This is a genomic window from Bacillus sp. ISL-55 (assembly GCF_018613155.1).
GTDB lineage: Bacteria > Bacillota > Bacilli > Bacillales > Cytobacillaceae > Mesobacillus.
Genome location: NZ_JAGGQU010000006.1, coordinates 128,630 through 143,428, shown reverse-complemented (window position 1 = coordinate 143,428; position 14,799 = coordinate 128,630). Strand labels below are relative to the sequence as shown.

Sequence of the window (14,799 nt, the reverse complement as noted above, 5' to 3'; positions counted from 1 at the left end):
ACCTTCTTTCCTAGTGCTAAATATCCAAAATCCCTTCGAGGATGGAGCCGTCTGTATCGCCGAGGTCCAGGCCAAGAAGGCGAGCAAAGGTCGGGCCTTCGTCTACAAGGTGCATAGACTTGATGGAGATTCCTGGGCGAATGCCTTTTCCTGCTGCGAAAAAAACAGTGTGATAACCTTCTTTTTCAGGGGAGTATCCATGACAGGCAAACGTGTACTTTTTCGCCCTGGCATCCTGTTCGGTTACTTCTTCAATGTAGTCACCGTCTATTGACTCGCTAAAGTAATATCCTCTGGAAGCTTCCAGCATCCTGAAGGCTGTTCCATCAGCTCCTTTTGCATTTGCTTCGGCACCAGTGATGGCTGCTTCAATGCCGTTGCTTTTGTCCTGTAAAAGATCAGCTAATATATCTGCAACTTGATTTTTCATAGCATCATCGTTTTGATTTTTTACATAGATATAGGCTGAGCCGTCACAACTCTTGCAATAGGCTTTCCAATCGCTCACTTTGCCTGAAGCATTGGTTTGGATAAGTCCGCGTTCTTTAAATAATACGTTTAATTTCACCACTTTAGACTCATCTAGTGCACTGTGATCACCAAGAAGGACCACGGTTGAATTCTCAGCTATACCGGTCTCTTTGAGGGCATTCATGATTCTCCCAAGTCTCTCATCATGGCGGTGAAGCGCACCCAGTGCTTCTTCTGATGAAAAACCGTGAATATGGCGCTGGGAGTCGAGATCGACAAGATGAATCAACATCAGTTCAGGCTTTCTTGTTTTGATGGTTTCCACTGTTGCTTCCAAAACGAAGTCATCAAGCTCAGGCTGATTCAATCCGTTTCTGATATGCCCGAATTTCGAGTTCATTTCAAGTTGGTAACGAGGACTCCCATTGGATAGAGAAACAGGAATCTGGTGATGCCACGGCCTGTTCGCAAAAATTTCAGGCATGTTGTAGTCAATATTGGCTCTTGCCGTGACTGGCCATAATAAAGCGGCAGTTTTCATGCCCGCCTTTTTAGCCTCATCGTAGAGGGTTGTCCCTTTAACATGGCGACGGTGCCAGTACCAGTCTGGTGAAATTTTGCCAGGCTGGATAAATGTATTGTTGACAATGCCGTGCCGATTAGGGAAATTGCCGGTCACGATCGTCGCATGGCAAGGGTATGTAACAGAAGGATAGATGGTTTCCACCTGTGTACAGAAAGAACTATTTTGTATAAAAGCCTTAAAATTTGGCAGCTCCCTGAGCAATGGGACATCATGCTCAGAAAGACAGTCAAAGGAAATGACGATTAAGTGGTCAGTCAGTTTTTCCATGTCAGCCTCCCAAATGTTTATATACTAAATATAGCAGAATATTTTGGGAAAAATAATCAGGTTTGCCGTTTTCGTAAGGAAGGATTTACTGATCCATTAAAGAAGTAAGTAAGTATCTGAAAAACTGGAGGAGAATTGAATGGATATAATTGAGAAAGCATTGCAGATTGCTTCAATGGCACATGAAGGACAATATCGCAAAAATACAAAAATCCCGTATATTGCCCACCCCGTGGCAGTAGGGATGATTTTACAAAAAGCGGGATACCGCGAAGAAATGATTGCAGCCGGAATTTTGCACGATACGGTTGAAGATACCGACTTAACACTGGAAGATATCGAGCGGGAGTTTGGAAAAGAAATTGCAATGATCGTCGGAGGCTGCTCAGAGCCAGACAAGTCTCTTTCCTGGGAAGAGAGAAAGGAACACACAATCGAGTTTCTGAAAACTGCATCAGAAGAAATCCGCGTGGTAGCTTGTGCAGACAAATTGCATAATGTCAGGTCCATCCGCAAGGACGTCGAACAATGTGGCGAAGAAGTTTGGAGCAGGTTCAAACGCGGAAGAGACAAACAGGATTGGTATTACAGAAAATTGTTGAAAAGCATAGGGCATTCGTCAACGTTCCCGTTACTAGAGGAGCTCGAAATGGAAATAGAGCGTTTGTTTAAAAGAGATAAATTCAGTTACTACGAAAATGAATTTTTGGTAATAAGAAATTCTCGGTCAGAAAAAGGATGACAACATGGACAGGAAACATCCTGATCAGAAACAGGACAACAAGAAAGCTATGAGAACAATCATTTTAGGAGGAGAAAATGTGAAATCACCACTATACAATAAAGTAAACAATGTTTTTATCCACGTGAGCAATTTGAAAAAATCTGCTGAATGGTACTATAACCTGCTGGGAGTACGATTTGATGCCGAAAAGGTAGAATCACCAGTCCATAATATCCCGGTTACATCTGAAACAGGATTAACCCTGGACGATCACACCTTTGACCCAGGCTTTAATTTGAAGCCTTCCGACCATGTTTTGTTTAATTTCCTGGTAGATGATGTTGATGAAGCCTATGATTTTGTAAAATCGAATGGAATTATAATAACTAAAGAAATTGAGCGAATCGGCGATTTTGCTTACTTTAACTTCAAGGATCCAGACGGGAATGTCTTGATGATTTGTAACTGTTAGGCAGTATTGGTGACCTTAAAACAGTAGAAATGGATTTTAAGGTAATCAATAGGCGATATTGGAGCCCTGAAAGAACCAAACCTAGAATTATAGGTAACCAATAAGCGCCATTGGTGCCCTAAAAATGACGTAACTAGAATTTTAGGTAACTAATAAGTGCTATTGGTGCCCTAAAAATGACGTAACTAGAATTATAGGTAACCAATAAGCGCCATTGGTGCTCTAAAAATACTAAAACTTGAATTATAGGTAACCAATAAGCGCTATTGGTGCCCTAAAAATGCAAAAACTTGAATTATAGGTAACCAATAAGCGCCATTAGTGCCACTAAAATGCCGAAACTTGAATTATAAGTAACTACTAACCTTGGACGAAGGGCTATTTTTCCATAAGTGGTTCTTATTCCCTTGATTCACCTTTATCATCCCCGGGTAAAGAAAGGTAATTCCTAAGAAGGGGTGATAAAGATGAAGACGAAAGCGAAAATGTCAAAAGAAGAGCTATTTAACCAAATCCAAAATAGTGATGGCAACTTGAAAATTTCGTCTGTATCCTCAGCTGAAGAAGGGGAAGAAGTGATCGCCCTGGCTAAGCACCTTGAACTTGAAGGAAAAATTGTCCTCATGGAATACTGTTTGGATAAAAAGCCACTGGCTGTTTCCCTGAAAACAAAAAATCCTGACTAAAAGTATAAATTTATCTGGCGAGCCGCTATATTAGCGGCTCGCCTTTTTTAATTTCTAGGTCATAAGCACCGAAAGTTAAAAGAAACCGTTTTCTTTTAAAAATTCTAAAATTTATAATTGACTGAATATTATATCTATATTATTATCGTACCTAATACTTTTTTCTTTCGCAAAGCGAAGCGTTTAAGTAAAAAAGAAAATGGGGGGATTCATGATGTCACAGATGTTAGCTTTGGTTATTGTTGTATTCATTTTACTAGTGGGTGATTTAGTTGCTGTCAGGACGAAGGCATGGATTCCGTCCATGTTCGTCTCGGCTGTTTTGTTCCTGATCGGGTACTGGACGTTTTTCCCGAAAGAAATCGTAGCACTTGCTGGTGTACCATCGGCAGTGGCTGTGATGATGATGTATTTGTTAATAACAAATATGGGAACATTGCTATCGATCCAAGAATTGAAAAATCAATGGAAAACCATCGTCATTGCGTTATCAGGTATTTTGGGAATTGTAGCTGTCCTAATGAGTGTCGGTACTCTCATCTTTGGATTCCAGACAATGGTTGTTGCCGTACCACCTTTAGTTGGTGGAGTCGTTTCCGCCTTGATCATGTCTGAGGGCGCAAAGGAAGCCGGTCTTGCAACACTGTCGGTATTCGCGATTGTTATTTATGTCATGCAGGGTTTTGCGGGTTACCCATTAACCTCACTCGTTCTGAAAAAAGAAGGAAAGAGACTTTTAAAGCAATATCGCGAGGGCAGTCTTGCAGCAAACGAAGTAGCTGCAACTGTAGAGGCCGCTGTGCCAACTGCTGAATTAAAGCTTTTTAAAAACCTTCCAGAAAAATATAACACTGAATTCTTTAAGTTTTTCAGACTTTCTTTGGTCGCTTTTCTTGCATATCAAACTTCTACATTTTTGGCTCCTGTCGTTTCGGTAAGCCCGTTCGTACTTGCATTATTATTTGGTGTTATCGGAACAAGCGTAGGATTTCTGGAAAAGCAGGCCCTGCAAAAGGCAAATGGATTTGGAATCGCGATTCTCGTCTTGATGTTATTCATTTTCGATGGATTGAAGCAGGCTACACCAGGAATGCTTCTTGAAATCATTGTTCCGCTGCTTGGTGCGATTGTCCTTGGGATCACAGGAATGTACATCTTCTCATTTATCGTCGGCAAGATTTTAAAGGTGAGCAAAGAAATGGCCTTTGCTGTATCATTGACAGCACTTTATGGCTTCCCGGCAGATTATATCATCACCAATGAAGTCATCAACTCCTTGACTGAGGATGAAAAAGAAAGAGAAGCCTTGACCAGCCATATGCTTCCGCCAATGCTTGTGGGCGGCTTTGTGACCGTCACGATCGTATCGGTCGTACTTGCTGGTATCTTCGTAGGATTTCTGTAAGAAAAGAGGGGAATGAGATTGGTAGAATTAAAGGAACGTATTGAACAGCATATTAATCAGATCAGTGAGTACACTGCGACTCCCGGTAAAGGGACGACAAGGCTGACATACAGCCAGGAGGATCTTAAGACTCGCAATTATATTAAAGGAAAAATGAGAGAGTATGGGCTCCAGGTTAGAGAAGATGGATTCGGTAATATTTTTGGCAAACTGGAAGGAACTCTGAAGGACGGACCGAGCGTGATGGTCGGGTCGCATTTTGACTCGGTCCCTCACGGCGGCTCCTATGATGGTCCAGCTGGTGTTGTTGCCGCTCTTGAGGTAGCAGCACTCTTTGCTAAAAATAACTTAACGCCCAAGTATCCTCTCGAAATCGTTGCATTGGTCGAGGAAGAAGGTGCAAGGTTTGGCGGAGGATTAATGGGATCCCGAGGAATGGTCGGCTTGCTGGGTGAGGAAGATTTTCGAAATCTTAGAGACAAAAACGGTGTTTCAACAGTTGAAGCAATGGCTGAAATCGGGCTTGACTCCTCTCTCCCGAAAAAAAGAGATCCGAAGACGATGAAGGCTTTCCTCGAGTTACATATTGAACAAGGTCCTATTTTAGAAGAAAAGGAGATTCCGATTGGAGTTGTCGAGGCAATTGTTGGTCTCACTCAGCTGGAAGTGACTGTGAAAGGGCAGGCAGGGCACGCAGGAACGACACCGATGGACCGCCGTGCCGACGCACTGGTAGCTGCGGCTAATATTATCGGTCGTTTGCCAGAACTTGCTGCAGAAGCGGGCGAAGGAACGGTCATCACTACCGGCCGCTTGAATGTTTACCCGAATGGCGCCAATGTGATTCCTGATCAGGTAGTCTTCTCGGTTGATATTCGATCTGGAAAGGAAGAACACGTCTTAGATGTCATCGAGAAAACAAGGACTCTAGTTCATTCTTATATTAAAAATGGAATTCAAACAGCGGTAGAGCAGCTGTTATACATCCAGCCAAAAGAACTGAATCCGGCTATTCGTTCTCTTTTAAAAGAGAAAAGCGACGCGTTAGAAATTCCTCATTGTTCGATCAATAGCGGTGCAGGACACGATGCTATGGTTTTATCCGACTATACAGAAGTAGGAATGCTGTTCATTCCAAGCAAAAATGGACTTAGCCATTGTCCGGAAGAATCGTCTGAATCTGAAGACATAGCTAGAGCGGTAGGTATTTTTTACGAAACAGCCAAGAGCTTAACGGAGGCGGAATGATGATAAACGAAAAATTAAAACAAGCTATTAAGGAATACAAAGACGAATTAACAGAGCTGCGCAGGAAACTTCACAGCGAGCCGGAAGTTTCGTGGGAAGAATATAGAACCACAGATTTTGTTTGTGAATACCTAGACCAATTGGGAGTTTCATATAAAAGAACGGAACCAACAGGAGTCATTGCTGAAATCAAGGGCGGCAAGCCGGGCAAGACTGTCGCCTTGAGAGGGGATATGGACGCACTTTCTGTCGAAGAGCTAAACAAGGAGCTGCCTTATGCATCAAACGAAGATGGAAAAATGCATGCATGCGGCCATGATGCCCACACTGCAATGCTGATGGTAGCAGCGAAAGCTTTGAACGATATCAAGGAAGATCTGCCAGGAAATGTCCGTTTATTGTTCCAGCCAGCCGAAGAGGTAGCGGAAGGAGCCAAAGCTCTGGTAAAACAGGGTGCAGTCGAAGGAGTCGATAACGTATTTGGCATACACATTTGGTCGCAAATGCCGACTCACAAGGTGAGCTGTACTCCCGGTCCATCTTTTGCTTCAGCGGATTTGTTCAAGGTAACTTTTAAAGGGAAAGGCGGACATGGAGCGATTCCGCAGGATTGCATCGACGCTGCCATCGTTGCTTCATCTTTTGTCATTAATGTCCAATCTGTGGTATCAAGAACGATCGATCCTCAGCAGGGAGCAGTTCTAACAGTTGGTAAAATGGTCGTAGGCACACGCTTCAATGTAATTGCCGAAAATGCAGTGATTGAAGGAACGGTACGCTGCTTCGACCCGGCAACACGTGATCACATCGAAGCCCAGCTAACACATTATGCTGAAAGTGTAGCGGCAGTTTACGGAGCTACGGCGAAAGTGGAATATACACGCGGGACACAGGCTGTCATCAATGACGAGGAAAGTGCGTTGCTCGTTCAGCAGGTCGCATCGGAGGCATTCGGTGAGGATGTCATCTATCATGAAAAGCCAACGATGGGTGGGGAAGACTTCAGTTTCTATCTTGACGAGGTTCCAGGAAGCTTTGCCCTCGTCGGCAGTGGTAACCCTGATAAAGATACAGAATGGGCTCACCACCATGGCAAATTCAATATTGATGAAGACGCTTTGGCAACGGGAGCAGAGCTTTATGCACAGTATGCCTGGGCTTTTTTGAACAAATAATAGAAATGGAGAACCCCCAAGTGGTTCTCCATTTTTCATTACCTTTTCTTCTTTTTGCCCGGGTCGGCAGCTACACCTGGTTTCGCTTTCGCTTCCAGGGCAACTTGTACATGGTACGTTTTCTCATCGACTTCCACCACACTCGCAACCTTACCCTTACGACCCTTGATTCTCAGATCCTCCCCAACCTCGGGCACACGCTTAAGCAACTGATTCAGCATTTCATTTTTCTGCTCATAAAAATGGACGACAAACATAGCAAATCACCTTTTTCTTATAAATTTTGTTAACCTTTTTATAAGATATTGGGCAATTGCTAGATTTAGAACAAAACCCGACTCACAGGGGCGATTTTTAATAGGTATTTATTTGGGTATGTCCTTAAACTATGAATAAATTTATTATGAGAGGAATGTATACAGAATACTAATTGAAAGAAACCTTTGCTGCACTACTTTAAGAAGAAGTGTTAAAAGCACATCCGTTGTCATGGATGTGCTTTTTGTAAACCATCAATTAAGGCATTAAAAATATATCATGATATGGTGGGCTGTCTAATTTTGACTTATTCAAATACCCTTCTTCCACTAGTTCCTCAAGACCCTTTTGGACTTCCTCAGGTTTGACCCCGAAAATGTCGGCAACTTTTACTGTTGATATCGTCATATATCTTGGCCTTTTTGTAGATGACTGGATCATCGCTTGGATCCGGTGCAGCAATTCATTTTTATCCATGAATCTTACTCCTCTTTAAAAAATTATTGCGTTTATACTAAATAATTTTCCCAGCACTGTAAATATTATTAGGGAATTTAAAGGAGTTGAACTATTCGTGGCCTATCATCCACCTTACAAAATTGCACAGCTGACCGTTGAACATGGACAAAAGAAGGCAAATCTCCCTTTTTCAAGTATTCTCGTCCTGGGATTTTTAGGTGGTGCATTCATTTCTCTTGGCTACCTGCTCGATATCCGGGTTGTCGCGAGCCTTCCGGAAGAATGGGGGACGTTTAGTACATTAATTGGGGCGGCAGTTTTTCCAGTTGGACTTATTTTAATCATCATTGCGGGTGGAGAGCTGTTAACCGGTAATATGATGGCCGTTTCAATGGCATACTTGTCAAAAAAGATCTCGATTGGAAAGCTAATTAAAAATTGGTTCTGGATTACGTTATTTAATTTTATCGGCGCTTTGTTTGTCGCTTTCTTTTTCGGCCATGTAGCAGAATTGACATCCTCTGGTCCCTATCTTGACAAGACGGTTGCGATGGCAGGAGGGAAGCTGGAGCATGATTTCTTGTCATCGCTTGTGTCAGCGATCGGCTGCAATTGGCTTGTTGGTCTGGCCGTATGGCTTGCATATGGCGCAGAGGATATTGGCGGCAAAATTCTTGCGATCTGGTTTCCGATTATGGCGTTCGTTGCGATTGGTTTCCAGCACGTTGTTGCCAATATGTTCGTCATACCTGCAGCAATTTTTTCAGGCTACTACAGCTGGACTGATTTTATTGGGAACTTCATTCCGGTGTTCATCGGGAATGCAATCGGAGGGACGGTCTTTGTCTCGATGTTTTACTGGATTGCCTATCGTGGAACAATGGAAACGGGATCCCGAAAGGAACCAAATAAGAGGCAAAACCAGGCAGGAACCCACCGGCATGGTTTTGCGAGAGTTGGATTAAGGAGGCAGGGAAATGAGTGAGACGAAATTCACCATTACAATAAACGGCAAGGAATATGATGCTGTGGAAGGTCAGAAAATTTTAGAGGTTGCAAGAGCCGAAGATGTTTTCATTCCTGGCGTCTGCTACCATCCCGATTTGGGGACCATCCAGACATGTGATACTTGTTATGTGATGGTGGATGGACAATTGACGCGCTCATGCACGATGAAGGCCGAGCCGGGGATGAATGTCGATACGATGTCCGAGGGGGTAAAGGCTGCCCAGTATGAGGCAATGTCCAGAATCCTCAAAAATCATGAACTATATTGTACAGTTTGTGATAACAATAACGGCAATTGTACAGTACATAATACAGTTGAAGAAATGGGGCTGGCCCACCAGAAGTATCCTTTTAAAGCCAAGCCCTATCCTCCAGATAATTCACACCCTTTTTACCGCTATGAGCCTGATCAGTGTATCCTTTGCGGCCGCTGTGTTGAAGCCTGCCAAGACTTGCAGGTTAACGAGACGCTTACGATTGACTGGAGCAGGGAAGTTCCGCGTGTTATCTGGGACAACGATGTCCCAATTGACCAATCGTCTTGCGTTTCCTGTGGCCATTGTGTAAATGTTTGTCCTTGTAATGCACTGATGGAAAAATCGATGCTCGGCAATGCAGGTTTTCTGACGGGGATCGCTCCGAATATTCTTGCTCCGATGATTGATATGACTAAAGAGGTGGAACCAGGTTATCGGGAGATTTTTGCGGTGTCGGAAGTGGAAGCGGCGATGAGGAAGGCACGGATTAAACGGACCAAAACAGTATGTACGTATTGTGGTGTCGGCTGCAGCTTCGAGGTTTGGACTAAGGACCGTGAAATCCTGAAAATCCAGACGAAAACCGAAGCACCAGTCAATGGTATTTCCACTTGCGTAAAAGGGAAATGGGGCTGGGATTTCGTCAACAGTGAAGAACGATTGACAAAGCCATTGATTCGCAAAGGCGATGAATTTGTCGAGGCGACATGGGACGAGGCATTGTCACTGATTGCTGAAAAGCTGTCTGGAATCAAGGAAGAACACGGCCCGGATGCAATTGGTTATATCGCTTCATCAAAATGCTCGAATGAAGAAAACTTCCTGTTCCAAAAGTTCGCACGCGCGATTATGGGAACCAATAATGTCGACAACTGTTCACGATATTGTCAGTCTCCAGCAACTGCCGGGTTATTGCGAACAGTAGGGCTTGGCGGCGATTCGGGAACAATGGAGGACATCATGGCATCCGAGCTTGTGATTGTCGTTGGTGCGAATCCAGCAGAATCTCATCCCGTTTTGGCGACAAGGATCAAGCGTGCCCACAAGCTCCATGGCCAGAAGCTTGTTGTTGTGGATTTAAGGGAGAATGAACTAGCACAAAGAGCGGATGTCCATCTGCACCCAAACCCCGGTACGGATATCATCTGGTTGAGCGCGATTACAAAATACTTTTTTGACCAGGGCTGGGAGGATGCAAGTTTCCTTGCTGACCGAGTAAATGGTGTGGAAGAATTCAAGGCATCGCTTGAAAAATATACACTTGAGTATGCTGTTGAGAAAACCGGTCTCAACAAGGAACAGTTGTTGAGGCTTGCAGAAATGATCAAGGAATCTAAATCGGTATGTATGTTGTGGGCAATGGGCGTTACTCAGCATATGGGCGCATCCGACACAAGTACGGCCATTTCTAATTTGTTGCTCGTAACAGGAAATTACGGACGGACCGGTACTGGAGCATACCCATTGCGCGGGCATAACAATGTCCAGGGCGCTTGTGATTTTGGAACACTGCCGCCATGGATGCCTGGTTATGAGCCGGTGAACGATGAAGCAGTTCGGGCAAAGTATAAGGAAGCCTGGGGTGTCGATCTTCCTGTGAATCCCGGTTATGACAACCACCATATGGTCGAAGCGATCAATAAAGGCAAAATGAAAGCCCTATACTTGTTCGGAGAGGACATGGCCATCGTGGATGCGAACTCCAACTATGTCCATTCAACCTTCGAAAAATTGGATTTCTTTGTGGTCCAGGATATTTTCTTCAGCAAGACGGCCCAGTTTGCGGATGTTATTTTACCCGCTGCTCCAAGCCTTGAAAAGGATGGTACTTTTACAAACACAGAAAGACGGATCCAGAGGTTTTACAAGGTATTTGAGCCGCTTGGAGATTCAAAGCCTGACTGGATGATTTTCCAGGAGCTGGCGAATCGTCTTGGAGCTGACTGGAACTATCAGCACCCATCTGAAATCATGGATGAAGCGGCCAAGGTTGCTAATTTATTTGCAGGAGTGAGCTATGAACGGCTTGAAGAGTGGGAATCCCTGGTCTGGCCGGTAAAAGCGGATGGAACAGACACTCCGCTGCTATATATCGATAAATTTGCCTTCCCGGATGGCAAGGCAAGGCTGGTACCTGTCGAATGGACTGTACCGTTTGATCCGGGCGGGGAATTTGACTTGCATTTGAACAACGGGCGTATACTGGAGCATTTTCATGAAGGCAATATGACACATAAAACAGAAGGGCTTGTCCATAAGGTTCCTGAAGTATGGCTGGAAATCTCACCAGAGCTTGCTGCCGAACGCAAGCTAGAGGATGGAACGCTGGTTGGACTTACTTCACCATATGGCCATGTCGAGGTCCGAGTAATCGTCACCGACAGGGTAAAGGGCCATGAATTATATTTGCCGATGCATAGCGCTGAGGATCATGAAGCTGTCAACAGGCTGACAAGCAGCTATCATGACATCATTACCCATACTCCGGCTTATAAAGAGATGGGAGTCAAGCTGGAAGTTCTAAAAGCATCAGGAGAGTCGCCGCTTCCTAAACATAACCACCGCTACGGAAACAGGATCCCGCAAATCAGCGTGAAGGTTGAGGAAAAATGGCAGCGTTCAGATTATATACCAATTTCCGAAATGGATGATGTGAAGGAGGGGTATTATGGCGAAAGCGATCAGGCAAATTAGCAGGGAGCTTCCAAACAAAACAGAAGAACAGGCACAGGCTGTTGATGAAATCCTGCAGGCACTTACTGATAATAAAGAGGCCGTTTTATCGATGATCAACCTTGCAAAAGAACTTCACGAGTTAAAAGTATTCGAGACAGCTGACGCTTTATTACAGCAGCGCAACGAGGTTGGTGTCATTGCTATGCAGCAGGTCAACCAGCCTGCCGTCCACAATATAATCAAAAGTGGTTTCGGCTTATTCAAGTTCCTTGGCGGTTTGCAGCCTTCCCAGCTTGATACTCTATTACAGGGTGTCACCCTTGGTTTAAAGCGCATGTCAGAAACTGGTGAAAAGGGCAAGAAACAAAGCATCTGGAAAATGAGGATCAGGCTTCGCAGTCCCGAAATACGGGCGGCGATGACAACGATGGTTGATTTCATGGAAGGGATGGGAGAAGCCTTCCTAAGGAGCAGGGAAAAGCGTGAGTAAGGAGGAGTATTATGCAGGAAAAGACTTTCAAGATCGGCAATTTAAATACAAATGAAGATGCTGAGAAGCTCACCCAGACTATGCTTGAGGTTTGGGGAATTTCCCAGGCTGAAGTAAAGGCACAGCACAAAACTGTATCCATCTTGTTCGATGAAAGAATGGCATCCGAAGAGGACTTTGCGCAGGCAGTTCGTGAAGCGGGTTTTAATCTGGCTAGTGAATAATCATTTTATAAGAGGTGATTTGTTTGAGAATATGTGAGGTGTGCGGGAGAAAAGAGGGTATAGAAGAAAACCAAGAAGAAGTATTTCAAGCTGTACCACTTCATGTGTGCGAAAGTTGCCTTGACGATCGTAAGGCATCTACTCCTTCAGACTGGGCACGCTGAGAAATAAAAATTCCGGTGTTTTCTCATCAAAAAGTATTCTGCGCGATTGAGTGTTATGTTGAATTTGAAGGCTTAATGAACAAGCAAATGCAACAATTTGTAATTGAAAAGAGGTGGCCTGACGCTGGAACCAATTGAAGTGAAACGGGAAATTATCCGGTACGGAAATGGGCTTGCTGAAAGAGTTGAAGACAGTGTCGTGACAGAGCATCCTGTTACATTAAAAATCAACGGAACAGAGTTTGCCACTCTTGTTTGCTCTCCTGATTTTATCGAGGATCTTGTCATAGGTTTTTTGGCATCAGAAGGGGTCATCCGCAAATATGAAGAATTAGATGAAATCTGGATAGAAGAAAAATCGGGCACAGCGCATGTAAAAACTAAGAAGGTAAACCCTTATTACTTGAATTTCCAGGGAAAAAGATACATTACATCATGTTGTGGAGCAGGTAGGCAAGGATTTGTCTTTATAAATGATGCCCTGACAGCAAAAAAAATGGACCAGGTTCGAGTGAAAGTTTCTTCCCAGGACTGTTTTTCACTCATGAAGGAGATGCAGGAATCGTCGACAGTGTTTCAAAACACAGGAGGGGTTCATAACGCTGCTCTTTGCCAGGCAGGTAAAGTGGTGATTTCCAGAATGGATATTGGCAGGCATAATGCTCTTGATAAAATTTATGGTTACTGTTTGAAAAATAGCATTCCGCTTGAGGACAAGATTCTTGCTTTCAGTGGCAGAATATCTGCAGAGATTTTACTGAAGGCATCGAAGATTGGATGCGAAATTGTCTTATCGAAGTCTGCGCCAACGGAACTTGCCTTAAAGCTTGCCGAGGATTTAGGAATTACAACCATCGGATTTATACGCGAGGGATCACTTAATGTATACACCGGCCAGGAAAGAGTCCTCCTCGACGGATGAGGCCCACTTTATTGAGAAAAGTCATTCCTCTGGTATTAAGATGTGATTGAATCCAACGGTGAAAAGTTATAAAAAACTTTTAAAGGACTGCCAGCTAGGTTGGCAGCCCTTTTTTTATAGAAGAAAGTCCTAAGCAACAAAAGGAAAAACGTATCTTTTGTCGAATAATATCTCGTTATACACTGTACATACAGGAGGGGAATTTATGTTTCTATATATAATTGATGAGAAATTATCATTAAAACTGACAGAGGTGTCTGATGCGGATCGCCTATTTGAACTGACTGAAAATGCACGGGAATATTTAAAAAAGTGGCTGCCATGGCTGGATTTTACAACGGATGTTGAAGATACTAGAGAGTTCCTTAAAGGCACAATGAAAGGTTACGCTGAACATAAAAGCATGACGACGGTTATTTTATATGAAGGAGAAATAGTCGGAACAGCGGGCTTCAACAGTATTAACTGGTCTAACAAAACCGCTTATATCGGTTATTGGCTCGGGCATGAATACCAGGGAAAAGGAATCATGACCAAAGTTGCTAAGGCATTGACTGATTACGCATTTAACCATTTGAAATTGAACAAAGTTGAAATCAGAGCTGCAGAGGAAAATAAGAAGAGCAGAGGGATTCCTGAAAGATTAGGCTTTATAAATGAAGGCAGGATCAGGCAAGCCGAATGGTTATACGATCACTATGTGGATCATGTTGTTTATGGCATTTTAGCTGAAGAATGGGATAGAAATAAGAATTTACAAAAGTAGGGATAAATGTGTTATTCCAGAATGGCAGTTTAATGGTTCGTAGATTAGATGAAAAAGATAAACACTTATTAGCGAAATGGCTTTCTACTCCGGAGGTTCTTGAATACTATGAAGGCAGGGATCATTCCTTTGATGTAGAAAAAGTTGAGAGAGTTTTTTACTCTCCAGATGACGATGAAGTTAAATGCATGATTGAATATGAAGGTAACTCAATTGGCTATATTCAATATTATCAATTGGATGAGAGCACTAAAAAAGCGTATGGATTTGAGAGCGAGAGAATTTTCGGAACTGATCAGTTTATCGGTGAAGTCGACTATTGGAATAGAGGCATTGGAACTTTGCTTGTTTCATCGATGACAGAGTTTCTTTTCGATGTTATGAAAGCAGACAAAGTGGTAATGGATCCGCAAGTACGGAATGAACGAGCAATAAAATGCTATGAAAAGTGCGGCTTCAAAAAAGTTAAACTCCTGCCTAAACACGAACTGCACGAAGGAGAACTCCGTGATTGCTGGTTGATGGAGTGTAGGAATTAAAA

At 43.4% G+C, this 14,799-nt stretch carries 16 protein-coding genes; 13 read left to right on the top strand and 3 right to left on the bottom strand.

Annotated features, from left to right (window positions below):
- Positions 1–16: 16 nt before the first annotated feature.
- Positions 17–1,324 (bottom strand): alkaline phosphatase family protein, encoded by a 1,308-nt coding sequence (locus J7E32_RS03510; protein ID WP_214903617.1) that lies wholly within the window; start codon positions 1,322–1,324, stop codon positions 17–19.
- A gap of 139 nt (positions 1,325–1,463) precedes the next feature.
- Here J7E32_RS03510 and J7E32_RS03505 point away from each other — a divergent pair, with 139 nt between their 5' ends.
- The 6 genes from J7E32_RS03505 to J7E32_RS03480 all read left to right on the top strand — a co-directional run bounded on the left by J7E32_RS03505 (position 1,464) and on the right by J7E32_RS03480 (position 7,034).
- Complete coding sequence (locus J7E32_RS03505; protein WP_214903614.1) at positions 1,464–2,066, top strand: HD domain-containing protein; 603 nt, start codon at positions 1,464–1,466, stop codon at positions 2,064–2,066.
- Positions 2,067–2,070: 4 nt separating this feature from the next.
- Entirely contained in the window at positions 2,071–2,520 is a 450-nt protein-coding gene (locus tag J7E32_RS03500) for a VOC family protein (RefSeq protein WP_286182641.1), read from the top strand.
- Between the two features lie 467 nt (positions 2,521–2,987).
- Positions 2,988–3,206 carry a hypothetical protein gene (locus tag J7E32_RS03495; protein WP_214903611.1) on the top strand — a complete coding sequence of 73 codons (219 nt, stop codon included), beginning with the start codon at positions 2,988–2,990 and terminating at the stop codon, positions 3,204–3,206.
- A gap of 214 nt (positions 3,207–3,420) precedes the next feature.
- On the top strand, positions 3,421–4,611 hold the full coding sequence (locus J7E32_RS03490; protein WP_214903800.1) for a hypothetical protein: 1,191 nt from the start codon (positions 3,421–3,423) through the stop codon (positions 4,609–4,611).
- A 12-nt stretch (positions 4,612–4,623) separates the two neighbouring features.
- Positions 4,624–5,859, top strand: a complete 1,236-nt coding sequence (locus J7E32_RS03485; RefSeq protein ID WP_214903608.1) for a Zn-dependent hydrolase — start codon at positions 4,624–4,626, stop codon at positions 5,857–5,859.
- Entirely contained in the window at positions 5,859–7,034 is a 1,176-nt protein-coding gene (locus tag J7E32_RS03480) for a M20 family metallopeptidase (RefSeq protein WP_214903797.1), read from the top strand. The genes J7E32_RS03485 and J7E32_RS03480 overlap by 1 nt, the downstream gene beginning before the upstream one ends.
- Positions 7,035–7,072: 38 nt before the next feature.
- Here J7E32_RS03480 and J7E32_RS03475 read toward each other — a convergent pair whose 3' ends face one another.
- On the bottom strand, positions 7,073–7,291 hold the full coding sequence (locus J7E32_RS03475; protein WP_214903605.1) for a hypothetical protein: 219 nt from the start codon (positions 7,289–7,291) through the stop codon (positions 7,073–7,075).
- Between the two features lie 259 nt (positions 7,292–7,550).
- Entirely contained in the window at positions 7,551–7,769 is a 219-nt protein-coding gene (locus J7E32_RS03470; protein WP_214903603.1) for a helix-turn-helix domain-containing protein, read from the bottom strand.
- 97 nt (positions 7,770–7,866) lie between these two features.
- Between J7E32_RS03470 and J7E32_RS03465 the strand changes: the two genes are divergently transcribed.
- From J7E32_RS03465 to J7E32_RS03435, 7 genes are all read left to right on the top strand, one after another.
- A complete protein-coding gene (locus J7E32_RS03465) occupies positions 7,867–8,736 on the top strand; it encodes a formate/nitrite transporter family protein (protein WP_214903600.1) in 870 nt (289 codons plus the stop codon).
- Entirely contained in the window at positions 8,729–11,710 is a 2,982-nt protein-coding gene (fdhF, locus tag J7E32_RS03460; protein WP_214903598.1) for a formate dehydrogenase subunit alpha, read from the top strand. The genes J7E32_RS03465 and fdhF overlap by 8 nt, the downstream gene beginning before the upstream one ends.
- The gene (locus tag J7E32_RS03455; protein ID WP_214903597.1) at positions 11,685–12,182 is read left to right on the top strand and encodes a helical membrane plugin domain-containing protein; all 498 of its coding nucleotides are present in this window, start codon (positions 11,685–11,687) and stop codon (positions 12,180–12,182) included. Before fdhF ends, J7E32_RS03455 begins: the two co-directional genes overlap by 26 nt.
- 11 nt (positions 12,183–12,193) lie before the next feature.
- Positions 12,194–12,406, top strand: a complete 213-nt coding sequence (locus J7E32_RS03450; RefSeq protein ID WP_214903593.1) for a heavy-metal-associated domain-containing protein — start codon at positions 12,194–12,196, stop codon at positions 12,404–12,406.
- 288 nt (positions 12,407–12,694) lie between these two features.
- Positions 12,695–13,492 carry a formate dehydrogenase accessory sulfurtransferase FdhD gene (gene fdhD / locus J7E32_RS03445; protein WP_214903794.1) on the top strand — a complete coding sequence of 266 codons (798 nt, stop codon included), beginning with the start codon at positions 12,695–12,697 and terminating at the stop codon, positions 13,490–13,492.
- A 205-nt stretch (positions 13,493–13,697) separates the two neighbouring features.
- Positions 13,698–14,258 carry a GNAT family N-acetyltransferase gene (locus tag J7E32_RS03440; RefSeq protein ID WP_214903590.1) on the top strand — a complete coding sequence of 187 codons (561 nt, stop codon included), beginning with the start codon at positions 13,698–13,700 and terminating at the stop codon, positions 14,256–14,258.
- Positions 14,259–14,290: 32 nt separating this feature from the next.
- Positions 14,291–14,797 (top strand): GNAT family N-acetyltransferase, encoded by a 507-nt coding sequence (locus J7E32_RS03435; RefSeq protein ID WP_214903587.1) that lies wholly within the window; start codon positions 14,291–14,293, stop codon positions 14,795–14,797.
- The last annotated feature ends 2 nt before the right edge of the window (positions 14,798–14,799 follow it).